This is a genomic window from Streptomyces sp. NBC_01428 (assembly GCF_036231965.1).
Taxonomy (GTDB): domain Bacteria; phylum Actinomycetota; class Actinomycetes; order Streptomycetales; family Streptomycetaceae; genus Streptomyces.
The window spans coordinates 2,356,703-2,379,336 of the sequence record NZ_CP109499.1; the positions used below are offsets into that span (position 1 = coordinate 2,356,703).

Annotated in this window: 20 protein-coding genes; 6 read left to right on the top strand and 14 right to left on the bottom strand. The window is 71.4% G+C overall.

The features are described 5' to 3' along the window. Positions 1–73 precede the first annotated feature (73 nt). Positions 74–2,356, bottom strand: coding sequence for an FdhF/YdeP family oxidoreductase (locus OG406_RS10205; RefSeq protein ID WP_329190723.1), 2,283 nt, complete (start codon positions 2,354–2,356; stop codon positions 74–76). Positions 2,357–2,400: 44 nt separating this feature from the next. Next, positions 2,401–2,478: a 50S ribosomal protein bL37 gene (locus tag OG406_RS39415; protein ID WP_373287922.1), complete on the bottom strand. Its 78-nt coding sequence runs from the start codon at positions 2,476–2,478 to the stop codon at positions 2,401–2,403. A gap of 168 nt (positions 2,479–2,646) precedes the next feature. On the opposite strand from OG406_RS39415, the gene OG406_RS10210 reads away from it, so the two are divergent. Next, a complete protein-coding gene (locus OG406_RS10210) occupies positions 2,647–3,135 on the top strand; it encodes a GreA/GreB family elongation factor (RefSeq protein WP_164370283.1) in 489 nt (162 codons plus the stop codon). Positions 3,136–3,220: 85 nt separating this feature from the next. Here the strand turns inward: OG406_RS10210 and OG406_RS10215 are convergent, their stop codons facing one another. The 5 genes from OG406_RS10215 to OG406_RS10235 all read right to left on the bottom strand — a co-directional run bounded on the left by OG406_RS10215 (position 3,221) and on the right by OG406_RS10235 (position 9,089). Then, the gene (locus OG406_RS10215; RefSeq protein WP_266617327.1) at positions 3,221–3,499 is read right to left on the bottom strand and encodes a hypothetical protein; all 279 of its coding nucleotides are present in this window, start codon (positions 3,497–3,499) and stop codon (positions 3,221–3,223) included. Between the two features lie 64 nt (positions 3,500–3,563). Beyond that, positions 3,564–6,128 (bottom strand): ATP-dependent Clp protease ATP-binding subunit, encoded by a 2,565-nt coding sequence (locus OG406_RS10220; protein ID WP_329185385.1) that lies wholly within the window; start codon positions 6,126–6,128, stop codon positions 3,564–3,566. Between the two features lie 276 nt (positions 6,129–6,404). Then, entirely contained in the window at positions 6,405–7,247 is an 843-nt protein-coding gene (locus OG406_RS10225; RefSeq protein ID WP_164370280.1) for a family 1 encapsulin nanocompartment shell protein, read from the bottom strand. Further along, a complete protein-coding gene (locus OG406_RS10230) occupies positions 7,244–8,302 on the bottom strand; it encodes a Dyp-type peroxidase (protein WP_267048839.1) in 1,059 nt (352 codons plus the stop codon). The genes OG406_RS10225 and OG406_RS10230 overlap by 4 nt, the downstream gene beginning before the upstream one ends. 151 nt (positions 8,303–8,453) lie before the next feature. Next, the gene (locus OG406_RS10235; protein ID WP_266851744.1) at positions 8,454–9,089 is read right to left on the bottom strand and encodes a DUF1345 domain-containing protein; all 636 of its coding nucleotides are present in this window, start codon (positions 9,087–9,089) and stop codon (positions 8,454–8,456) included. A 175-nt stretch (positions 9,090–9,264) separates the two neighbouring features. Here OG406_RS10235 and OG406_RS10240 point away from each other — a divergent pair, with 175 nt between their 5' ends. Next, positions 9,265–9,654 (top strand): NUDIX hydrolase, encoded by a 390-nt coding sequence (locus OG406_RS10240; RefSeq protein ID WP_267048838.1) that lies wholly within the window; start codon positions 9,265–9,267, stop codon positions 9,652–9,654. A gap of 33 nt (positions 9,655–9,687) precedes the next feature. Here the strand turns inward: OG406_RS10240 and OG406_RS10245 are convergent, their stop codons facing one another. Next, complete coding sequence (locus tag OG406_RS10245) at positions 9,688–10,179, bottom strand: PaaI family thioesterase (RefSeq protein ID WP_164370276.1); 492 nt, start codon at positions 10,177–10,179, stop codon at positions 9,688–9,690. Between the two features lie 99 nt (positions 10,180–10,278). Between OG406_RS10245 and OG406_RS10250 the strand changes: the two genes are divergently transcribed. From OG406_RS10250 to OG406_RS10265, 4 genes are all read left to right on the top strand, one after another. Continuing rightward, a complete protein-coding gene (locus tag OG406_RS10250; protein WP_266617322.1) occupies positions 10,279–10,764 on the top strand; it encodes a winged helix-turn-helix transcriptional regulator in 486 nt (161 codons plus the stop codon). Between the two features lie 166 nt (positions 10,765–10,930). Next, positions 10,931–12,304 carry a diacylglycerol/lipid kinase family protein gene (locus OG406_RS10255; RefSeq protein WP_329185390.1) on the top strand — a complete coding sequence of 458 codons (1,374 nt, stop codon included), beginning with the start codon at positions 10,931–10,933 and terminating at the stop codon, positions 12,302–12,304. Between the two features lie 276 nt (positions 12,305–12,580). Continuing rightward, positions 12,581–13,372, top strand: coding sequence for a polysaccharide deacetylase family protein (locus OG406_RS10260; protein ID WP_384811190.1), 792 nt, complete (start codon positions 12,581–12,583; stop codon positions 13,370–13,372). Between the two features lie 68 nt (positions 13,373–13,440). Beyond that, complete coding sequence (locus OG406_RS10265; protein WP_329185392.1) at positions 13,441–13,881, top strand: SRPBCC family protein; 441 nt, start codon at positions 13,441–13,443, stop codon at positions 13,879–13,881. Between the two features lie 209 nt (positions 13,882–14,090). Here OG406_RS10265 and OG406_RS10270 read toward each other — a convergent pair whose 3' ends face one another. The 6 genes from OG406_RS10270 to OG406_RS10295 form a co-directional block, all read right to left on the bottom strand. Then, the gene (locus OG406_RS10270) at positions 14,091–15,275 is read right to left on the bottom strand and encodes a glycoside hydrolase family 6 protein (protein ID WP_327408655.1); all 1,185 of its coding nucleotides are present in this window, start codon (positions 15,273–15,275) and stop codon (positions 14,091–14,093) included. 261 nt (positions 15,276–15,536) lie between these two features. Further along, a complete protein-coding gene (locus OG406_RS10275) occupies positions 15,537–16,691 on the bottom strand; it encodes an XdhC/CoxI family protein (RefSeq protein ID WP_329185394.1) in 1,155 nt (384 codons plus the stop codon). 42 nt (positions 16,692–16,733) lie between these two features. Then, a complete protein-coding gene (locus OG406_RS10280; protein ID WP_164370270.1) occupies positions 16,734–18,191 on the bottom strand; it encodes an NCS2 family permease in 1,458 nt (485 codons plus the stop codon). Positions 18,192–18,471: 280 nt separating this feature from the next. Next, positions 18,472–20,865 (bottom strand): xanthine dehydrogenase family protein molybdopterin-binding subunit, encoded by a 2,394-nt coding sequence (locus tag OG406_RS10285; RefSeq protein ID WP_329185396.1) that lies wholly within the window; start codon positions 20,863–20,865, stop codon positions 18,472–18,474. Positions 20,866–20,867: 2 nt separating this feature from the next. Continuing rightward, a complete protein-coding gene (locus tag OG406_RS10290; protein ID WP_329185397.1) occupies positions 20,868–21,470 on the bottom strand; it encodes a (2Fe-2S)-binding protein in 603 nt (200 codons plus the stop codon). Continuing rightward, positions 21,470–22,360, bottom strand: a complete 891-nt coding sequence (locus tag OG406_RS10295) for an FAD binding domain-containing protein (RefSeq protein WP_164370267.1) — start codon at positions 22,358–22,360, stop codon at positions 21,470–21,472. The genes OG406_RS10290 and OG406_RS10295 overlap by 1 nt, the downstream gene beginning before the upstream one ends. Positions 22,361–22,634: the final 274 nt, after the last annotated feature.

The following is a 22,634-nucleotide window of genomic DNA, read 5'->3' on the forward strand; positions in this document are numbered from 1 at the left end:
GAACGAGGAGACGGGGGAACGGGGGAAGGCACGGGGCCGGCGGTCGCACACCGCCGGCCCCGTACGCCTGCCTTCAGGCGTGTGCCTCGATCGTCACCTTGACGTGTTTCATCAGGGGCTGGTCGCTCTGGAGGCTGTAGTCGCCGATGGCGCAGAGGACGTTCATCTCCGGCATGTAGCCGGCGGCGCAGCCGCGGGGGATGTCGTACGGGATGGCGAGGTAGCCGTCGAGGCGGCGGTGGGTGCCGTCCTTGGCGGTGGCGACGATGTCGACCGGGTCGAACTCGGCGACGCCGCGTTCGCGCATGTCGTCCTCGTTCATGAAGACGAGGGTGCGCAGGTTCTTGATCCCCCGGTAGCGGTCGTTGTCCGAGTAGATGGTCGTGTTCCACTGGTCGTGGGAGCGCATCGTGCCGAGCGCCAGGGTGCCGGGCGCGGGGACCACGTCGGGCAGGGGCGCGGTGGAGAACTCGGCCTGGCCGCTCGGGGTGAGGAAGACCAGTTCGCGGGCGGGCTGTTTGATGCGGAAGCCGAGCGGCAGTCGGACGCGGCGGTTGCAGTCCTCGAAGCCGTCGAGGGTCCGCGCCATCGTGTCGCGGATGCGGTCGTAGTCCTCGATGTACCACTCCCAGGGGGTTGCGCTGTCGGGGAGGGCCGCGCGGGCCATGCCGGCGATGATGGCGGGCTCGGACAGCAGGTGCTTCGAGGCGGGGCGCTTCATGCCGATGGACAGGTGGACCATGCTCATCGAGTCCTCGACGGAGGTGCTCTGGATGCCGCCGCGCTGGTGGTCCTTCTCGGTGCGGCCGAGGCACGGCAGGATGAGCGCGCGCCGTCCGTGCACGAGGTGGCTGCGGTTGAGCTTGGTGCTCACCTGGACGGTGAGGTCGCACGTGCGGAGTGCGGCGTAGGTGTAGGGGGTGTCGGGCGCGGCCAGGGCGAAGTTGCCGCCCATGCCGACGAACACCTTGACGTCGCCGCGCCGCATGGCCTGGATGGTGGCGACGGTGTCCATGCCGTGCTCGCGCGGCGGGTCGATCCCGCAGACCTCGCCCAGCCGGTTCAGGAACTCCTCGGCGGGCCGGTGGTCGATGCCGCACGTCCGGTTGCCCTGGACGTTGCTGTGGCCGCGCACCGGTGACGGTCCGGCCCCTTCCCGGCCCAGATTGCCGCGCAGCAGAAGGAGGTTGACGATCTCCCGTACGGTGTCGACGCCGTGTTCGTGCTGGCTGACGCCGAGGCACCAGCTCATGATGGAGCGGTCCGCCTCGCGGTACACCTGTGCGGCCTTGAGGATGCCGTCGCGGTCGATGCCGGACTGCCGCTCGATCTCGTCCCAGGGCGTGGCCTCGCAGACCGCGCGGTAGTCGTCGAAGTAGGCCGTGTGCCGGTCGATGAACTCCTGGTCGAGCGCCTTGGGGTCGGTCTTGGCCTGTTCCAGGACGGCTTTGGACATGCCCCGCAGGAGCGCCATGTCGCCGCCGATGCGGACCTGGAGGTTCAGGGTGCTGGTCCGCGTCGACTTGAAGAGGGCCATGTCCGTGAAGTCGTGCGGCACGATGGTGCGGGTCGCGGCGGCCTCGACGAGCGGGTTGATGTGCACGATCTGCGCGCCGCGGTCGTAGGCCTCGGCGAGCGCGGTGAGCATCCGGGGCGCGTTGGAGGCGGCGTTGACCCCCATGATGAAGAGGGCGTCGGTGGTCTCCCAGTCCTTGAGGTCGGCGGTTCCCTTGCCGGTGCCGAGGGACGCCGTGAGGGCGCGGCCGCTGGCTTCGTGGCACATGTTCGAGCAGTCGGGCAGGTTGTTCGTGCCCAGCTCCCGGGCCATCAACTGGTAGAGGAACGTGGCTTCGTTGCCGAGACGGCCCGAGGTGTAGAAGGAGGCCTGGTTCGGGTCGTCGAGCTCCCGCAGGGTCCGCCCGACCAGTTCGAACGCGTCGCGCCAGCTGATCGGCACGTAGTGGTCCGACTCGGGGTCGTAGACCATCGGCCCGGTGAGCCGGCCCTGGTCCTCCAGGTCGAAGTCGCTCCACTCGAAGAGTTCGCTCACCGAGTGCGCGGCGAAGAACTCGGGGCCGACCCGTTTGCCGGTCATCTCCCACGTGACGTGCTTGATGCCGTTCTCGCAGATGTCCAGGTGCAGGCCCTTGGTGTCGTCGGGCCACGCGCAACCCGGACAGTCGAAGCCCGTCCGCTCGTGGTTCATGCGCATGATCGCGCGGGGCCCGTCGACCAGGGCCTTCTCACCCACCAGGACGCGGGTGACGCTCTTGGCCGCACCCCAGCCGGCCGCCGGGTGGTGGTACCGATGGAACTCCGGTTCACCCTCCGGGGTGGGCCCCACGTTGGGCTCCACTCCGTCGTGGCCGTTCCGGGATGCGTTCAAGAGTCTCACCGCGCCTAGGACTGGGGCCGTTTCCCGTGGTTCGCCGCGTGCTTGCGCCTGCTCTTCTTCTTCCGGCGTCGCTTCGACGACATGCGGAGCCTCCCTCGTGCGCGGGACACCGTGAGGTGCCCTGATGGTCGGGGTACACCGCGCTCCACGATTCCATACATCACATATCGTCGCGATTCGACCTACGATCGACTTATTTGCGACGTCCCGCACCGGAACGTGCTGAACATTCCCCCTCCCGAGGAGCAGGCATGGCCACCGAACCAGCGCCGATCAGCGAGACCGCCCGGCAGGCCCTTGAACAGGAACTCGCCGACCTCCGCACCGAGCGGGCCACCGTCCACGCGACCCTGCGGGGTTCGGACGCCGACGTGGGTGACCGGGCCGACGAGGCGGACGAGTTGCAGCGCGCCGACGACGAGCGGCGGCTGGACGACCGCATCAGGGACATCACCACGCGGCTGCGTCAGGCGGACGTGGCGGGGCCTCCCCCCACCGGTCTGGTCGGGGTCGGCAGCACGGTCACCGTCCGGTTCGGCGACGGCACCGTGGAGACCGTGCAGATCGGCGAGACCGCCGTGGCGCAGGACGGCACGCTGGTCACCGCCGACAGCCCCCTCGGGCGCGCGCTGCTCGGCCGCCGGCCGGGGGACACGGTGGCCTTCGACGCGCCCGACGGGGAGGAGAGCGCGGAGGTGGTCTCCCTCGGCGACGGGTCCGGGGCCGACACCGACGGGTGACCGTCGGGCCACTGGACCGGGACAGCCGGACGGCCGACCGCGGGACCACGCTCAGGTGGTCCCGCGGTCGGCCGTCGTCGTTCCGTCAGCGCTCGTAGTGCGACGGCGGGAAGGGATCCCGTTCACGCCGGGTGATCCGGCCCGCGGGCATCTCACCGGTGCCGACCTCGCGGTCGATCTCCTCGCGCTCCTGCCGGTACGCGGCGTCCGGGTCCTCCGTGGGTCCGCCCGGCAGACCGGCCTCACGCCGGTCGCGTTCCGTACGTGCCTGGAGCTCGTCCTCGTCGACCCGCCGGGGCATGCCCCTGCTGTGGCCGTGCTCCGGATCGCCTTCGACAGCTCGGTTGGACTTGTGGTGCGTCATGCGCAGCCTCCTCAAATGGACTGCCCGGGACGGACGTACGCCCGCCCGGGCACGCCTTTCGGTGTCAGGAGTCCTCCGTCCCGTCGTTCGTCACGCCGTCCTGCTCGTCCGCGGTCCCGTCGCCGCCCGGGTCCTCCGCCGCCGGGCCCTCGCCCTTGCGTACGGTGCAGTGGACCGTGTCGTCCCGGACGTCGGCGACGATCGTGTCGCCGGGTTCGGCCTCGCCGCTGAGCAGCAACTCGGCGATGCGGTTGTCGAGTTCGGTCTGGATGGTCCGGCGCAGGGGCCGTGCGCCGAACTCGGGCTGGTGGCCGTGGGCGACGAGCAGCTTCTTGGCCGCGTCCGTCACCTCGAGCTTCATCCCCTGCGCGTGCACCCGGCGTTCGCTCTGTCCGAGCAGGTGGTCGACGATCTCCGAGAGGTCGTTCTCGCTGAGGCCGTGGAAGATGATGATGTCGTCGATGCGGTTGAGGAACTCCGGCAGGAACCGGGTCCGCAACTCGTCCATCAGCACGTCCTTCAGCTCGGACACGTCGCCCTTGTGGTCGAGGATCAGGTGCGCGCCGATGTTGGACGTCATGATCACGACGCAGTGCCGGAAGTCGACGGTGCGGCCCTGGCCGTCCGTGAGCCGTCCGTCGTCGAGGATCTGGAGCAGTGTGTTGAAGATGTCGGGGTGTGCCTTCTCCACCTCGTCGAACAGCACGACACTGTACGGCTGCCGGCGGACCTTCTCGGTGAGCTGGCCGGCCTCGTCGTAGCCCACGTATCCGGGAGGCGCACCGACCAGGCGGGCCACCGTGTGCTTCTCCTGGAACTCGCTCATGTCGAAGCGGGTCATGCGGTTCTCGTCGCCGAAGAGCAGTTCCGCGAGGGTCTTGGCCAGTTCGGTCTTGCCGACGCCGGTCGGACCCAGGAAGAGGAAGGAGCCGACGGGGCGGTCGGGGTCGCCCATGCCGGCGCGGTTGCGGCGCACCGCCTGCGACACGGCGGTGACCGCCTCGTCCTGGCCGACGATGCGGGAGTGCATCTCCTCCTCCAGCTTGAGGAGCTTCTCCTTCTCGCTGGCGGTGAGCTGGGAGACCGGGATACCGGTGCGCCGGGAGACGATGTCGGCGATGTCGCGGGCGGTCACGGACACGACGCCGGCCCGGCGCTCCTCGATGCCCGCGAGTTCGCCCTCGGCGTCGGCGATCCGCTGCTTGAGCCGGCCCGCCCGCTCGAAGTCCTCGGCGGCGACGGACTGGTCGCGTTCGCGGCGCAGTTTGGCGACGCGGTCCTCGCGTTCGGCGACCTCGGTCGAGCGGCTCGCGCTGCGCAGCCGTACCCGCGCGCCCGCCTGGTCCATCACGTCGATCGCCTTGTCGGGCAGGAACCGGTCGCTGATGTAGCGGTCGGACAGCTCGGCCGCCGCCGCGAGGGCGCCGTCGGCGAAGCGGACCTGGTGGTGCGCCTCGTAGGCGTCGCGCAGGCCCTCCAGGATCTGCACGGTCTCCTCGACCGTCGGCTCCGGGACCATCACGGGCTGGAAGCGGCGTTCGAGCGCGGCGTCCTTCTCGACGTACTTGCGGTACTCGTCGATGGTCGTGGCGCCGACGACGTGCAGTTCTCCGCGGGCGAGGGCGGGCTTGAGCATGTTGCCCGCGTCCATCGAGCTCTCGCCCGACGCGCCCGCGCCGACCACCGTGTGGAGTTCGTCGATGAAGAGGATGATCTCGCCGTCCGAGTCCTGGACGTCCTCGATGACCTTCTTCAGACGTTCCTCGAACTGCCCGCGGTACTGGGCGCCCGCGACCATGCCGGACAGGTCGAGCGAGACGACGCGCTTGCCCTTCAGCGTCTCGGGGACGTCGCCGGAGACGATGCGCTGGGCGAGCCCCTCGACGATGGCGGTCTTGCCGACGCCGGGCTCGCCGATGAGGACGGGGTTGTTCTTGGAGCGGCGGGAGAGGATCTCGATGGTCTGCTCGATCTCCTCGGCCCGCCCGACCACCGGGTCGAGCTTTCCGGCCTTGGCCTCCTCGGTCAGGTCCCGCCCGAACTCGTCCAGGGTCGTCGCGGGCTTCTCGGGCTCGGCGGACGAGCGGTTCTCCTGGCGTGCGGCGCGTTCCGTGAGACCCGCCAGTTTCTGCGCGTCCTGTCCGTCGGCGCGCAGGAGCTGCGCGGCGCCGCTGTCGGCGTCGCCGAGCAGGGCGCCCAGGATGTGCTCGGGGCCGATGTAGGAGACCCCGGAGGCCTGCGAGCGGGCGTAGGCGGTGGCGAGGGTGCGCTTGGCCGCCGGGGTGAGGCCCGGTTCCGACGACGGCTCACTGGCCTCCCGCGGCAGCACCTCGGCGAGCTGCGCGGCGAGGGCGTCGGGGTCGACCCCGGCCTGGGCCAGCAGAGAGCGCGAGGGTTCCACCTTCGTGGCGGCCCAGAGCAGCTGTTCCGTGTCGAGGTCCGAGGTGCCGTCCTCCATGGCGCGCTGCGCGGCCAGATTGAGGAGTTCCTGCGACGACTCGGTCAGCAGCCGCCCGATCGGTACGCGCTGCACCGCGGGCGGGGACGACGCGGGTGACATACCGAAAAAGCGGTTCAGCAATTCGCCGAAAGGATCGGACGAGCCGAAACCGTACGTCGACATCGACATGAGCAGCTCCCGGAGCGGCGATGAATACTCTCCACCCTTTCGCGGGGCCCATTGCTCCGCAACCGGAGGCGGCGTCGCCCGGGCCGGTTCCGCGGGCCGCGGCAATGCGCCGGCACGCGGTAACTCGCCTCGGGGAAAAGCGGGTTGGGCAGGACGACGGCAGAGGAGCGCGTACACGCAAAGCGGACGTCGGTCCGCCGGGACCGAGTCTGCAGTCGTCCCTCGGCGTCCGTCGGTGCCGGGTCAGTCCCCCCTGCCGGGGCCTGTCAGGGACTGTCAGCCCTGGTCCGTGCCGGCGTCGGTCCACGGGTCGAGCGCCACCACGGCCTCGTCCGTGTACACGAGGAAGGTCAGGGTCTGGCGGAAGTACAGGTCGATGCCGTCGGCGTCGTGCGAGGTGTAGCCGATGGCGAGGTCCTCGCCGAGCCGCAGCTCGTAGTCGCCGCCCCGGGTGGTGAGCAGGAAGGCCCCTTCGACGGCGGGCGCCCAGACCAGCCGGCCGTCGAGCATCCGGCCGAGGTGGGCGGCGATGGGGTACCCGTGGTCGGAGGTCTCGCTGACCGCCGTGTAGGCCTCGGCGCCCAGCAGCAGCGTGTACGGGCCCTGCACGCCGGCCAGCCGCAGGGTGCTCAGGGCGTGGCTGACGGCGTCGGGGAAGTCGCGCGGTTCGGCGGGCAGGCGGAGCACCGGGTTGGAGGTGCGGGCCCGCAGCCCGTCGACGCTCGCGGCGGCGTAGCCGTTGAACACGGTCTGGTCCTCGGCGAACGCCATGGTGCGGGCGGCGTCCTTGACCGGCTGCCAGTCGGAGTCCTTGGCGCCCCGGTCGACGTCGTCGACGGCGTCGCGGCCGACGCGGAACGGCACGGTCAGCTCGACGAGGGGCTGGACCCGGCGCAGCCGGGCGGTGACCCCGGGCGAGGGGCCGTCGATGCCGGCGAGGTGGCCGGTGCCCACGGCGGCGAGCTCCGGGCCTTCGGGGCCGGTGACGTCCACGACGCGCCGTCCGGCGAGGTTGCGCCGGAAGGTGCGACGCGCCTCGTCCTCGATCTCGGCCCAGGCCGCGGGCGTGATGGGGGCGAGTTCGCGGTGCAGGTTGCCGGTGCCGTCGAACGTGGTCATGTTCGGACTCCTTTGAGGCTGCCGATGCCCAGCGAGCCGTTCGCCGTGGGCCGCTCCGCGGGAGGGGCGGGCGGGTCCGCCGCCGTCTCCTCGCCGGAGGCCGCGGGGACGTCCGTCGCCTCCTCGCCGGGGGCGGCGGGCAGGTCGTCGAGGAAGTCGACGGTCGGGACGTGGAAGAGGCAGCCGGTGATCGCGGTCGAGAAGTCGAGGATGCGGTCGTGCGGGGCCGGGCCGTCGCCGAGGAACATGTTCCGCAGCATCTGCTCGGTCACGTCGGGGGTGCGCGCGTAGCCGATGAAGAAGGTGCCGAACTCGCCCTCTCCGGGCGCGCCGAACGGCATGTTCTCCCGCACGATCTTGCGTTCGTCGCCGTCGTCGTCCGTGATGGTGTTGAGCGCGACGTGGGAGTCGACCGGTTTGACGTCGTCGGGGAGTTCGACGTTGGCCGCCTTGGTGCGGCCGATGACCTTCTCCTGCTCGGTGTCCGGCAGGGCGTTCCACGCGGCCATGTCGTGCAGGTACTTCTGGATGATCACGTAGCTGCCGTCCGCGAAGTCCGGGTCCTCGTCGCCGACGAACACGGAGTCGGCGGCGAGCTGACCCTCGGGGTTCTCGCTGCCGTCGACGAAGCCGAGCAGGTCGCGCTCGTCGAAGTACTTGAACCCGTGGACCTCGTCGACGGTCGTGACCGCGCCGTCGAGGCGTTCCATGATGAGCCGGGCCAGTTCGAAGCAGAGGTCCATCCGGTCGGCCCGGAAGTGGAAGAGCAGGTCGCCGGGGGTGGACGGGGCCCGGTGGCGTGTGCCGTTCAACTCGGTGAAGGGGTGCAGTTCCCGCGGGCGGGGCCCGTCGAACAGCCGGTCCCAGACGTCGGAGCCGATGCCGACGATGCAGGCGAGCCGGTCGCCGGGGGCGCGGAAGCCGACGGAGCGGCGCAGGCCCGACACGTCCTCCAGGAGGTCGCGGACCGTGTCCTCGTGGCCCGGCGTGACGGTGAGTACGAGGAAGACGGTGGCCCTGGCCGGTCGGGAGATGACGGCCTGTCGCTCAGCCAAGAGTCGGCCTCCTCGTGAGACGCGGGAGTGTCCCTCGCGTGCGGGACGGTCGGTTCCTCTCCCCATCCTGCTGCGTGCCGGGGGAATCCGCACGAGATCCCGGCGCCCGGCGCCGGGAACACGTCAGCGCCTGTGTCCGGCGTCCGGCGCGTCAGCCGCTGACGATCCCCACGACGACGTTGATGGCGGTGGCGAGAATGCTGGTGCCGAACACATAGGAAAGGAGGGAATGCCTGAGCACGATGGAACGGATGGCGGAACTCGACACGTCGGTGTCGGAGACCTGATATGTCATTCCGAGGTTGTAGCTGAAATAGAAGAAGTCGCGGTACGAGGGCGGGTCGTCGGAATTGAAGTCGATGCCGCCGTTGTGCTCGTAGTACAAGTAGGCGTAGCGGGTGGCGTACATCAGGTGCAGCGCGGACCAGGCGAGGAAGACGCCGCACAGGGCCGTGACCGCCGCCGCGTGTCCGTCGTCGGCCTTGCCTCCGCGCACGAGCAGCAGCACGATCGCGAACAGCCCGCACAGGGCGACCGCGACGACGACGAACTCGTCGGTCACGGGCCGGAAGTCCTCGCGCCGGGTGTTGCGCCGGGTGGCCGCGGCGTCCATGGGCCACAGCACCACCCAGCCCGCCAGGACGAAGAACAGTTCCGTCGCGGCGATCCCGGCCAGCAGTCCCAGCAGGATGTCGGTGGGCAGACCCACGGCCACGCCGACGGCGGCACCGAGGACGATCGCGCCGGTCAGGCGCGGCACGGCGTCCAGGGGAAGCTTCATCCTCATATACCGCCACGTTAGTCCCGTTGCGACGCAGCAGCCCGGCGGGGGCGGGCGCGGGCGGGGGCTCCGGCGCGGGGAGGTGTCCGCGCCGCGTGAACCGGCGCCCGCCGGGTAGGAACGGGGCACCCGGACGGGACCGGCCCGACGGTCGCGCGGCGACGGAAGGAACGGTTGGGCCATGACTCTGGAGCAGACCGCCCGGGACACGGTGGAGGCGGTCGTCGTGGACGACGGCCTGCTGCTGCTCGTCGACGCGCCGAACGGCTGGGGGCTGCCGTCCGGACCCCCGGAACTGGCCGAGCGCCCGCAGGCCACGGCGGCGCGTGTGGTCTACGAACTCACCGGCTACCTCGTGGACGGTTCCTCGCTCCTGGAGGCCGACGGCGAGGCGGTGGAGGGGCCGGTCGCCGGCCCGTCGACCGTGGTGTGCCGGCTGCTGAGCGACACCCCGTCGGCGGAGGCCCGGCTCGGCGCGGAGCAGCTCCGCTGGACCCCGTTCGCGGAGGCCATAGGCACCGGGCTGCCCCAGGCCGTACGCCAGTACCTGGAGGGTCACACCCCCCTGTAGGCCGGCCGGTGCCCGCGGCGCTCGGTCGGGGGCTCAGACGGGGACGGGGAACAGCAGGCAGCTGCTGGTGGTGTGGGCGAGCAGCCGGTCGGCCTCGTCGAGGAGTTCCGCCTGGGCGAGGGCCGTACGGCGGCCGCTGTTGAGGACGGTGCCGACGGCGCGGATCCGGCCGGTGTCCACGGTGACCGGCCGCAGGAACTTCACGGTCAGGTCCAGCGACGTGTAGCCCATGGCCGGGGGCAGCACGGACTGCACCGCGCACCCCGCGGCGGAGTCGAGCAGCGTGGCGTACACCCCGCCGTGGACGCTGCCGATGGGGTTGTAGTGCTCCTCCCCCGGGACCAGGGAGAAGACCGCGCGGCCGTGCTCGACCTCGTCGAGGGTCATGCCGAGGGTCGCCGCGATCGGTGGCGCGGGGAGCCGCCCGGCCTGCACCTCGCGGAGGAAGTCGAGGCCGCTGCGGTGCCCGACCGCGGACGCGGAGACGGCCGGGTCCTCCCAGTCGTATGTGCGTGACCTGCCCATGACGTTCCCCGTTCCGCTCGACCCGGCCTGCCTTCTTTTTTCGAAGTTAGCCAGCACGGGACCTGGCTGTCAATGACACAGTCAGCCTACGATGGCCCCATGACGTGGCTCGACACCAGCACCGACAACTGCACGGTCCAGCGGACGCTCGACCTGATCGGCGAGAAGTGGTCGATGCTGGTCCTGCGGGACTCCATGAACGGCGTGCGGCGGTTCGACGACTTCCGCCGCCATGTCGGCCTGTCCGAGAGCGTGCTGGCCGACCGGCTGCGCAAGCTCGTCGCGGCCGGGATCCTGGACACCGTCCCGTACAGCGAACCGGGCAGCCGCACCCGGCACGAGTACCGGCTCACCCGCAAGGGCTGGGAGCTGTGGCCCGCCATGATCGCGCTGAAGCAGTGGGGCGACCGCTACACCGCGGACCCCGAGGGCCCGCCCCTGGAGGTCGTGCACGACGGCTGCGGCGAGCAGGTCCGCACGGTGGTCGTCTGCGGCGCGGATCACGGCGAGCTGATCCCGCCCGACGCGCGGACCCGTCCCGGCCCCTCCGCGCAGCGCGCGGACGGCGCCGCCACGGCCCCCTGACGCGCACGGCACGCCCCCGGCGGGTTCGGCCGGCGCGGGTTCGGCCGCGAACGGGACCCCGGGCCCGGCCCCTCGGGAGCCCGGCGGACCCGGTCCGCGTGACCGCGGGCGCGGTTCCTCTCGTACGGTGAGGTCAGTGCGTGAGGGACCGAGCGGTGGAGGAACGATGACGGACACGAGACCGCCGGCCCGGGAGCGGTGGGCGGCGAGGGCGTCGCTCGCCGCGGCGGCGCTCGCGGTGGCCGTGCCGCTCTTCACCGGTGGTGTGCGCGGCGTGCTGCTCCTGATCGCCGCCGTCGTCGGCATGGCCGTCGCGGCGGCGGCGCTGTGGTGGATGCTCACCCGGCGGGGCCCCGCGCGCTGGATCGCCGGGCTGCTGGCGATCGCGGTGCCCCTCGGCGTCATCGTGGTCCTCGCGGTCACACTGCTGTGGACGCTGCTGCTGTCGCCCGTGCTGTGGATCCTCGCGGTCTGGTGCGGCCGGTACGCGCTGCGGAGCGCCCGGGGCCGGGTGCGGCCGATGAAGGAGCACCGCACCCCGCCGCCGCGCCGCCCGTTCGTCCTGATGAACCCGCGCTCCGGCGGCGGCAAGGTGGAGCAGTTCGGTCTCGTGGAGAAGGCCGAGCGGCTCGGTGCGCGGGTCGTGCTGCTCGACCCGGAGAACCAACAGGACGTGACCGAGCTGGCCCGGCAGGCGGTCGCGGACGGCGCGGACCTGCTCGGCGTCGCGGGCGGCGACGGGACGCAGGCGCTCGTCGCGGCCGTCGCCGTCGAACACGGCCTGCCGTTCCTGGTGATCTCGGCCGGCACCCGCAACCACTTCGCGATGGACCTGGGCCTCGACCGCGACGACCCGTCCACGTGCCTCGACGCCCTGCCGAACGGTGTGGAACTGCGCGTCGACCTCGGCTTCGCGGGCGGCCACCCCTTCGTCAACAACGCGTCGTTCGGTGCGTACGCGGCCGTCGTCCAGGATCCCGCCTACCGGGACGACAAGATCGGCACCTCGCTGCAGCTCCTCCCGGACCTGCTCACCCGCCAGCGCGGGCCGCAGCTGACCGCGGAGGCCGCCGGCACGACCCTCGATGCCCCGCAGGCCCTGCTGGTGAGCAACAACCCCTACCGCACGAACGAGTCCGCCGGTATGGGCCGCCGCGAGCGGCTCGACTCCGGGCTGCTCGGCATTCTCGGCGTCAAGGTCGACAGCGCCGTGGAGGCCGCCGCGCTGCTGCTCGCCCCGGACCCGGGCGGCCTCTCCGTCCTCACCGCCCGCGAGGTGGTCGTCGGTGCCGACAGCGCCGAGCTGGAGGTCGGCATCGACGGCGAGGCCATGGTCCTGCCGACGCCGGTGCACTGCCGGGTCGAGCCGGGTGCGCTGCGGGTGCGCGTCCCGAAGAACCGGCCCGGTGTCCCGACGGCGAAGCCCGCCCTCGACTGGCGGCGCCTCCTGTCGCTGGCCCTGCTCGTGGGCCGCACGGCCGGCGTACGACGCCCGGGGCACCGGCCGCCGGGGCCGGACACCCTGCGCAAGCTCGTCTGACCGGCACGCCGCCGCCCGGAGAGCGGGCCGCGCTCCGAAGACGTGAAGCCGGCCTCAAGCGGTCGCCCCCGAACGCCTCAAGGCACGGCGAGGTCTTCGCGGGCTACGCGGAACGCCTGGTCCTGCGGACGGCGGGGCTGCGCCTGACGGGCTGAGCGCTCCCCGGAGAGCGTCGCCCGAGCCCTCCGGCCCGCCCACAACAGGTCGCTGACCAGCGCTTCAGCCCAGCACGAAGCACTATACATGCCGTGTATACACGGTATGTATAGTGCGGGCATGCCTTCTCTGCCCTGGAAGATGAAAAGACCCCTGCCCGGGTTCCGTGCCGTGGCCACGATCTCCGCCGCCGTGGCTCTGGCCCTCCCGCTCACGGGGTGCACGACTCTGCACACCACCGCGCCGAGCGCGGCGCGGGCCGACGCGGAGGACGCCGTACTGCGGGCCGGGTTCGGAGCCGTCGACTGCCGGAAGGCCAAGTGCATCGCGCTGACCTTCGACGCCGGCCCGAGCGAGCACTCGGCCCGGCTGCTCGACATCCTGAAGGAGAAGAAGGTCCCGGCGACCTTCTTCCTGCTGGGCAAGCGGCACATCGAGAAGTACCCGGAGCTGGTCCGGCGCATGGCGGCCGAGGGCCACGAGGTGGCCAGCCACACCTGGGACCACCGGATCCTCACCCGGATATCCCCGAAGGAGATACGGGAGGAACTGCGCCGCCCGGACGAGGCCATAGAACGGCTCACCGGCCACAAGCCGACGCTGATGCGTCCGCCGCAGGGCCGCACGGACGACACCGTGCACAGGATCGCGCGCGAGGAGGGGCTCGCGGAGGTCCTGTGGAGCGTGACGGCGAAGGACTACCAGACAGACGACTCCGCGCTGATCACGAAGCGCGTGCTGCAGCAGTCGTCCCGGGACGGGATCATCCTGCTGCACGACCTCTACCCGGGGACGGTGCCCGCGGTGCCCGGAATCATCGACGCGCTGAAGGAACGCGGCTACGTGTTCGTCACCGTCCCCCAGCTGCTGGCACCGGGGAAGGCCGAACCGGGCACGGTGTACCGGCCCTGAGCCACGCCGTCACGGCGCCCCGGCCCCATCCGGGACCCGACCGCGACGAACGCCCGTAGGCTCGCCCCGTGGCCCTCTTCGCCCTGGAACGCGCGTCCTCGCTCTCCGTCGCCGAGATCTGGCGCCGCCTCACCGACTGGCCCCGGCACGCGGACGTCGTGCCGCTGACCCGGATCACCGTGCGCACCCCGCCGCCGACAGGGCCCGGCACCGTGTTCGTGGCCCGGTCGGGGATCGGGCCCCTCGCGTTCGACGACCCGATGGAGGTCACCGTCTGGCGGCCGCCGCTCGACGGGGGTCCGGGGCGGTGCCGGCTGGAGAAGCGCGGCAGGTTCGTCACCGGATGGGCCGAGATCGAGGTCCACCCGGCGGACGGCGGAGGTTCACGGGTGGTCTGGCGCGAGGACGTGAACGTACGCGGGCTGCCCGGTCTGGCCGACCGCCCGCTGGAACGGTCGGCGCGGTGGATGTTCGGGCGGGCGGCGGACGCGCTGCTGAAGCAGGACTGACAACACCTGGCCCCGGTCCGAGCCCCGGCGCACAACTCCCCTCCGTCCTCTTCGACTTCACGTCCGCGGCATCCGCCCGGCCCGGTCGGCAGCCCCCGGTTCACGGTCGGTCAGCGGGCGGCACCGTCCAAGGGCCGGAGAACGGCACCGCCTCGCCGACAGCGGTGCCCCGCCGCCCGGGAGGGGCGGGGCACCGAGTCCACCGAGGGTCAACTCGCCGGCAGGAGCGGCGGGTTGGCCAACCGCGCGAGTTCCAGGGCCTGTTGCGGGAACCAGTCCCCCGCGTCCGGGTCGAGCGTCCCGCGCTCCGGGTCCTGCGGGCCCGCCGTTCCCCGCAGGCAGAGGCCGTCCGACTCCCCGGGCGTCTTGATCCACAGGCGCGCGTCCTGCAACGGGTCGCCCGTACGCAGCGTCGGGCGCGCGCCGAGGCCGCGGTCCGGCGGGTTGCACCAGTCCTGCGCGTCGGTGTACTTGCCGGCGGGCGGGGTCCAGGGGCCCCGGCCGTTGCGGCTGGAGTCGGTGACGAAGTGCTTCATCCGCGAGGCGGGCGTGTGCACGTGCGTGTCGAGCCAGGCCTGCGCGTCGGCCCTCGGCCATCCCTGACTCGGGCACGCGGCCGCGTCTCCCCCACCGGCCACGTACGCCAGGCAGGACGAGATCAGCTTGCCGTACCAGGAGTTGGCGTCGTCGGTGTTGTAGTTCGACGCGTTGGTGTAGAAGCCGGAGGCCCGGCCGACACCGCCCTTGATCAGGCGCGGCACGATGGAGTCGACCGTGTGCCACCCGGGGTGCCCGGTGTCGAGGTAGACCCGCGTGCCGGACAGCGGCTCCAGCGCGTCGACCGCGTAGTTGACCTCGGTATAGCGGGCCGCGGTCTTCGTGCCCTGCGCGTCGTCCTGGCCGCAGTCGGACGGCAGCAGGGCCAGGGCGTCGGGTTCGAGGGTGACGATCGTGTCGCCGTGGCCGATCCCCCGCGCCACGGCGTCGATCCAGGTCTCGTACTCCGCGGTGGTCGCGGCGCCGCCCGCCGAGTAGTTGGCGCAGTCGCGGCCGGGGATGTCGTACAGCGCGAGCACGACGGTCGCGTGATCGCGTCCCCCGTCCCGCACCACCGCCCTGACCTGCCGCTCCACCTCGGCCGGCGTCTGGTCGCCGAACCACACGGCCTGCGGGGTGTTCACCATCGTCAGGATGCCCGCCGCGTCGCGGAGCCGGCCCGCCCCGGCGAGGTCGAGGGCCTGCCGATACGCGGCCGGGTTGGCGTCCGGGACGTACAGCGCGGGCCCGTGCCCGGCGGGGCCCGGGGTCTCCGCGGCGTGTGCCGGGGGTACGCCGAGCAGGGCCGTGAGGCCGAGGGACACGGCCGCGAGCCATGTGGGGGTACGTCGTCTCATCCGGGTTCACTCCTGGGTCACAACGGTCACGAGGGACGTGCGGGAGCGCTCCCACAGGAGACTCGCCGAGCGGCATGCCTACGTCAATACACGCGTCGCAATCGGTGGAACGAGCGGGGAGTCGGCTGCCGGGGCCGACCGGGCGGCGCCGTGGGCCGCGCCGGAGCGAGAGGGAGGGAGCGAGAGGGGGTGAAAAGGCGAGGGCGCGGAGACGGAGAAGGCCCGCCACTCGTCGGTGACGGGCCTCGCTCGGGTCGCCGCTCAGGCCACGGAGCCGATGTGCCGGGCCGGGACCGAGTTCGGGTCGTGGTGGATCGGCGTGTGCGCGCCGGTCAGTGAAGTGCCGCTGCCGCCGCGCCGGTTGGCCACGATCTCCGAGGCGATGGACAGCGCGGTCTCCTCGGGGGTGCGTGCGCCGAGGTCCAGGCCGATGGGCGACCTGAGGCGGGCCAGTTCCAGCTCGGTCACGCCGACCTCGCGCAGCCGGCGGTTGCGGTCGAGGTGGGTGCGCCGGGAGCCCATGGCGCCGACGTACGCCACCGGGAGCCGCAGGGCGAGCCGGAGCAGCGGGACGTCGAACTTGGCGTCGTGGGTGAGCACGCACAGGACGGTCCGCGCGTCGACGTCCGTGCTCTCCAGGTAGCGGTGCGGCCAGTCCACGACGATCTCGTCGGCGTCGGGGAAGCGGGTCCGGGTCGCGAACACCGGGCGGGCGTCGCACACGGTGACCCGGTAGCCGAGGAACTTGCCCATGTGGACCAGTGCCGAGGCGAAGTCGATGGCGCCGAAGACGATCATGCGCGGGGGCGGGACGGACGACTCCACGAGGACGGTGAGCGGTGCTCCGCAACGAGAGCCCTGCTCACCGATCTCCAGGACGCCGGTCCGGCCGGCGTCCAGCTGGGCCACAGTCTCGCCCACCACGGTGCGGTCGAGTTCGGGGTGGGCGCCGAAGCCGCCCTCGTAGGATCCGTCGGATCGTACGAGGAGGGCGCGGCCCATCAGGTCGGCGGGGCCGCTCACGATCCGGGCGACGGCTGTCGCCCGCCCGTCCGCGACGGCGGCCAGCGCCGTCGCGAGCACGGCCCGGCGGGCGGTGTCCCGCGCGCGGACCGGGGTGACGAGGATGTCGATGACACCTCCGCAGGTCAGTCCGACCGCGAAGGCGTCGTCGTCGCTGTAGCCGAAGCGTTCGAGGACGGTTTCCCCGTCCTCCAGGGCCTGCCGGCACAGCTCGTAGACCGCTCCCTCCACGCAACCGCCCGAGACCGAGCCGATGGCCGTGCCCTCGGCGTCGACCGCCAGTGCGGCGCCCGGCTGGCGGGGCGCGCTGCCCCCGACCGCCACCACGGTGGCGACGGCGAAGTCACGGCCCTGCTCGACCCACCGGTGCAGCTCTTCGGCGATGTCCAGCATCTCGGTCTCCTTAACAGCGGTTGCGTGGAGCGAGCCGGAGCGTCAGTGGACGCCCATCCAGCTCTCGATCGGGTTGAGCGCGAAGTACACGAAGAAGATCACCGTGAGGCCCCACATGAAGGCCCCGATCTCCCGGGCCTTGCCCTGGGCGATCTTGATGGCGACGTAACTGATCACACCGGCCGCCACGCCCGCGGTGATCGAATAGGTGAAGGGCATGATCACCACGGTCAGGAAGACGGGGATCGCGGTGGCCCGGTCGGCCCAGTCCACGTGGCGGGCGTTCATCATCATCATCGCGCCGATGACCACCAGGGCGGCCGCCGCGACCTCGCCGGGCACGATGGCCGTGAGCGGGGTGAAGAAGAGGCAGGCCGCGAAGAACAGGCCGGTGATGACGGAGGAGAGGCCGGTGCGGGCCCCTTCGCCGACGCCGGTCGCGGACTCGACGAAGACCGTCTGGCCGGAGGCTCCGGCCACACCGCCGACCGCGCCGCCCGCACCGTCGATGAACAGCGCCTTCGACAGGCCCGGCATCCGGCCCTGGGCGTCGGCGAGGTTGGCCTCGGTGCCGACACCGATGATGGTGGCCATCGCGTCGAAGAACCCGGCGAGCACCAGCGTGAAGACGATCATGCCGACCGTCATCGCGCCGACCCCGCCCCATCCGCCGAACTCCACGTGTCCGAAGAGCGAGAAGTCCGGCATGGAGACCGCGCTGCCGTGCAGCTCGGGGGCTCCGCTGGCCCACTGCTTGGGGTCGATGACCCCGGTGGCGTTGAGGACGACCGAGAGGACGGTGCCGGAGATGATCCCGATGAGGATCGCGCCGGGGACGCCGCGCGCCTGGAGCATGAAGATCAGCAGCAGGGTGGCGGCGAAGAGCAGGACCGGCCAGCCGGCGAGTTCACCGGTGGCACCCAGGCTGACCGGGGTCGCCTTGCCCTGGTGGACGAAGCCGGCCTTCACGAGGCCGATGAGGGCGATGAACAGGCCGATGCCCATGGTGATGGCGTGCTTGAGCGCCAACGGGATCGCGTTCATGATCATCTCGCGCAGGCCGGTGACGACCAGGAGCATGATGACCGCGCCGTACATCACGCACATGCCCATGGCCTGCGGCCAGGTCATCTGCGGGGCGACCTGCGAGGAGAGCACACCGGACACGGAGAGTCCGGCGGCCAGGGCCAGCGGCACCTTGCCGACGAACCCCATGAGAAGCGTGGTGAAGGCCGCCGCGAACGCGGTCGCGGTGATCAGCGCCTTCTGGCCGAGCACGTCCCCCGCCACGTCCTTGCCGGACAGGATGAGGGGGTTGAGCAGCAGGATGTACGCCATCGCCATGAAGGTCGTGACGCCGCCGCGCACCTCACGCGCGATCGAGCTTCCCCGCTGGGATATGTGAAAGTACCGGTCGAGCCAAGACCGTCCGGCCGGAACGCGGCTGCCCGCGCCCGCGTCCGTCGCGGCGGTCTTCGGCTCCAGTGACTGCTGGGTCATGTGGGCCTACTCCCAAGGTTCAAAGGGGCACCCGCGACAGCCGCCCTGACGGCTGCTGGAACCGCGAACGCGGTTACGGGATTTGGGAAGGTGCTTCGGCCGCACGACCCGGGGGACGGCCCGAGGCGAACGAGTGAAACCAGAGGAACTCTGCTGCGGTACGTGCCTGTTGTGCTGCTCTCCGACGGTTCCCGTGGCCGCGAGCGGTGCGGTTCCGGGACTCCGGGCGGCGCGGTGAAGTGTGACGTTCCCTGCGCCGCCCGGAGAGTTCTGGCCGGTGCTACGCGGCGCCCGTGCCCGTGAGGTGCTCGGGGCGGACCGGCGTCCGGTTGAGCTCCAGACCCGTCGCGTTCCGGATCGCCGCGAGGACGGCCGGCGTGGACGACAGGGTCGGGGCCTCGCCGATGCCACGGAGCCCGTACGGCGCGTGGTCGTCGGCGAGTTCGAGCACGTCGACGGGGATGGTCGGCGTGTCGAGGATGGTGGGGATCAGGTAGTCCGTGAAGGAGGGGTTGCGCACCTTCGCGGTCTTCGGGTCGACGATGATCTCCTCCATGACCGCCACGCCCAGGCCCTGGGTGGTGCCACCCTGGATCTGGCCGATGACGGACAGCGGGTTGAGCGCCTTGCCGACGTCCTGGGCGCAGGCCAGTTCGATGACCTTGACCAGTCCGAGTTCGGTGTCCACCTCCACCACCGCGCGGTGCGCGGCGAAGGAGTACTGGACGTGTCCGTTGCCCTGGCCGGTGCGCAGGTCGAAGGCCTCGGTGGGGCGGTGCCGCCACTCGGCCTCGATCTCCACGGCCTCGCCCTCCAGCACGTCGGCCAGGTCGGCGAGGACCTCGCCGCCGTCGGTGACGACCTTGCCGCCCTCCAGCAGGAGTTCGGCGGTGGCCCACGCCGGGTGGTACGTGCCGAACTTGCGGCGGCCGAGTTCCAGGACCTTCTCGCGGACCAGCTCGCAGGAGTTCTTGACGGCGCCACCGGTGACGTACGTCTGACGGGACGCGGACGTCGAACCGGCGCTGCCCACCTGGGTGTCGGCGGGGTGGATCGTCACCTGGGTGACGCCCAGCTCGGTGCGGGCGATCTGCGCGTGGACGGTGACGCCGCCCTGGCCGACCTCCGCCATCGCGGTGTGCACGGTGGCCACCGGCTCGCCGCCGACGACCTCCATGCGGACCTTGGCGGTGGAGTAGTCGTCGAAGCCCTCGGAGAAGCCGACGTTCTTGATGCCGACGGCGTAGCCGATGCCGCGGACGACGCCTTCGCCGTGCGTGGTGTTGGACAGGCCGCCGGGCAGCTGCCGTACGTCGGCCGCCTCGCCTGCCGCGAGCCACTGCTGCTCGGGCGGCAGCGGCATCGCCTTGACGCGGCGCAGGAGTTCGGCGACCGGGGCCGGCGAGTCCACGGGCTGTCCGGTGGGCAGGAGCGTGCCCTGCTCCATGGCGTTGAGCTGGCGGAACGCGACCCGGTCCATGCCCACCTTGTCGGCGAGCCGGTCCATCTGGGCCTCGTAGGCGAAGCACGCCTGGACCGCGCCGAAGCCGCGCATCGCGCCGCAGGGCGGGTTGTTGGTGTACAGCGCGATGGCCTCGATGTCGACGTCCTCGACGACGTACGGGCCGACGCTGAGCGAGGACGCGTTGCCGACGACCGCCGGGGAGGCCGACGCGTAGGCGCCGCCGTCCAGCACGATCCGCGCCTTCATGTGCGTGAGCTTGCCGTCCTTGGTCGCCCCGTGCTCGTAGGAGAGCTTGGCGGGGTGGCGGTGGACGTGTCCGAAGAAGGACTCGAAGCGGTTGTAGACGATCTTGACGGGCTTGCCGGTGCGCAGCGCCAGCAGGCAGGCGTGGATCTGCATCGACAGGTCCTCGCGGCCTCCGAAGGCACCGCCGACGCCGGAGAGCGTCATACGGACCTTGTCCTCGGGCAGTCCGAGGACGGGGGCGATCTGCTTGAGGTCCGAGTGCAGCCACTGGGTGGCGACGTAGAGCTCGACGCCGCCGTCCTCGGAGGGCACGGCCAGTCCGGACTCGGGGCCGAGGAAGGCCTGGTCCTGCATGCCGAAGGTGTACTCGCCCTTGACGACGAAGTCGGCCTTCTTGGCGGCCTCTTCGACGTCTCCGCGGACGATCGGCTGCCGGTGCACGATGTTGGGGTGCGGGACATGGCCGATGTGGTGGTCGTCGCGGCCCTCGTGGATGAGGATCGCGTCGGGCGCGGTCGCGGACGCCTCGTCCGTGATGACCGGCAGTTCCCTGTACTCCACCTTGATCTTGGCGGCCGCGCGGCGCGCGGTCTCCGGGTGGTCGGCGGCGACGATCGCGACGGGCTCGCCGTGGTGGCGTACCTTGCCGTGCGCGAGGACCGGGGTGTCCTGGATCTCCAGGCCGTAGGTCTTCACCGCGGTGGGCAGGTCGTCGTAGGTCAGGACGGCGTAGACGCCGGCCTGCGCGAGGGCCTCGGAGGTGTCGATCGACACGATCTCGGCGTGCGCGACGGTGGAGCGCAGGATCTGCCCCCACAGCATGTCCTCGTGCCACATGTCGGAGGAGTACGCGAACTCTCCGGTGACCTTGAGGGTGCCGTCCGGGCGGAGCGTGGACTCGCCGATGCCGCCCTTGGTCTTGGAGCCCTGCGTGATGTTCGTGGGCGTGCCGGTGGTTCCCATGGTCAGACCCCCTCGGACTGCCGGGCGGCCGCCAGGCGGACCGCGTCCATGATCTTCTCGTAGCCGGTGCAGCGGCACAGGTTGCCCGACAGCGCTTCGCGGATGTCCGCGTCGGTCGGGTTCGGCGTGCGCTCCAGCATCTCGTCGGCCGCGACCAGCAGACCCGGGGTGCAGAAGCCGCACTGGACGGCGCCGGCGTCGATGAACGCCTGCTGGATCGGGGAGAGTTCGTTGCCCTCGCCGGTCTGCGAGTCCTGGCCCTTGGCGGCCCAGCCCTTCGCGGCGTCGAGCGACGTGCCGCTCTTCTCGCCGCTGCCGCAGGCGCCGGTGGCGCAACCGCCGTGCTCGGCACGCTGCTTGGCGAAGTCGGCGAGGCCCTCGACGGTGACGACGTCGCGGTCCTGCACCTGCCCCGCGGCGACCAGACAGGAACACACCGGTACGCCGTCCAGGCGGACGGTGCAGGATCCGCACTCGCCCTGCTCACAGGCGTTCTTGGAACCGGGCAGGCCCATGCGCTCGCGCAGGACGTAGAGGAGGCTCTCGCCCTCCCAGACGTCGTCGGCCTCCTGCCGGCGGCCGTTGACCGTGAAATTGACGCGCATTACGCGACTCCCTCCGTGCGGGCGGCGCCGCCGCGGTACGACTCCCAGGTCCAGGTCAGCGTCCGGCGGGCCATGATGCCCACCGCGTGGCGGCGGTAGCTCGCGGTGCCGCGGACGTCGTCGATCGGGTTGCAGGAGGCGGAGCACAGGTCCGCGAACTGCTTGGCGACCGACGGGGTGATGATCTTTCCGTTGTCCCAGAAGCCGCCCTCGTCGAGCGCGGCGTTCAGGAAGTCCTCGGCGGCCTTGGCGCGGACCGGGGTCGGCGCCGCCGAGCCGATGCCGGTGCGGACCGTCCGGGTGTCGGGGTGCAGGGCCAGGCCGAAGGCGCACACGGCGATCACCATCGCGTTGCGGGTGCCGACCTTCGAGTACTGCTGCGGGCCGTCCGCCTTCTTGACGTGCACGGCCCTGATCAGCTCGTCGGGCTCGAGCGCGTTGCGCTTCACACCCGTGTAGAACGCGTCGATCGGGATCAGGCGCGTTCCGCGGACGGATTCGGCCTCGACCTCGGCGCCGGCGGCGAGGAGGGCGGGGTGGGCGTCACCGGCCGGGGAGGCGGTGCCGAGGTTGCCGCCGACTCCGCCGCGGTTGCGGATCTGCGGGGAGGCCACGGTGTGGGAGGCGAGGGCCAGGCCCGGCAGCTCGCCGCGCAGGTTCTCCATGATGTGGGTGTACGGAACGGAGGCGCCCAGACGCACGCTCTCCTCGCCGACCTCCCATTCGCTCAGCTCGCCGATGCGGTTGAGGTCCAGCAGGTACTCGGGCCTGCGGTGGTCGAAGTTGATCTCGACCATCACATCGGTGCCACCCGCAATCGGCACAGCCGTGGGGTGCTCAGCCTTGGCGGCGAGCGCCTCCTCCCAGCTGGCGGGGCGAAGGAAGTCCATGAGTGGCTCTCTTCATTCGTGTCGTCGGTCGTTCTGATCAAGCCAGATCGTGTGCGGGCGGCCCGGCTCATTCATGAGGTGTTAACGCGGAGTGAGGCCAGTACACAGCGCTGTCCCATACGGGGGTCAGTCACCGAAACCATGAAGGAGTTGGCTGGCCAGCGCGCGCATCTTGTAGATTCGTATGAACGGAGGCCATCAGTTACCTCCTCGGTTTCCCCTGGAAACAGTGACCACAGCCCCCTGGAAACAGCGAGCGCGGATCACGGAAGCC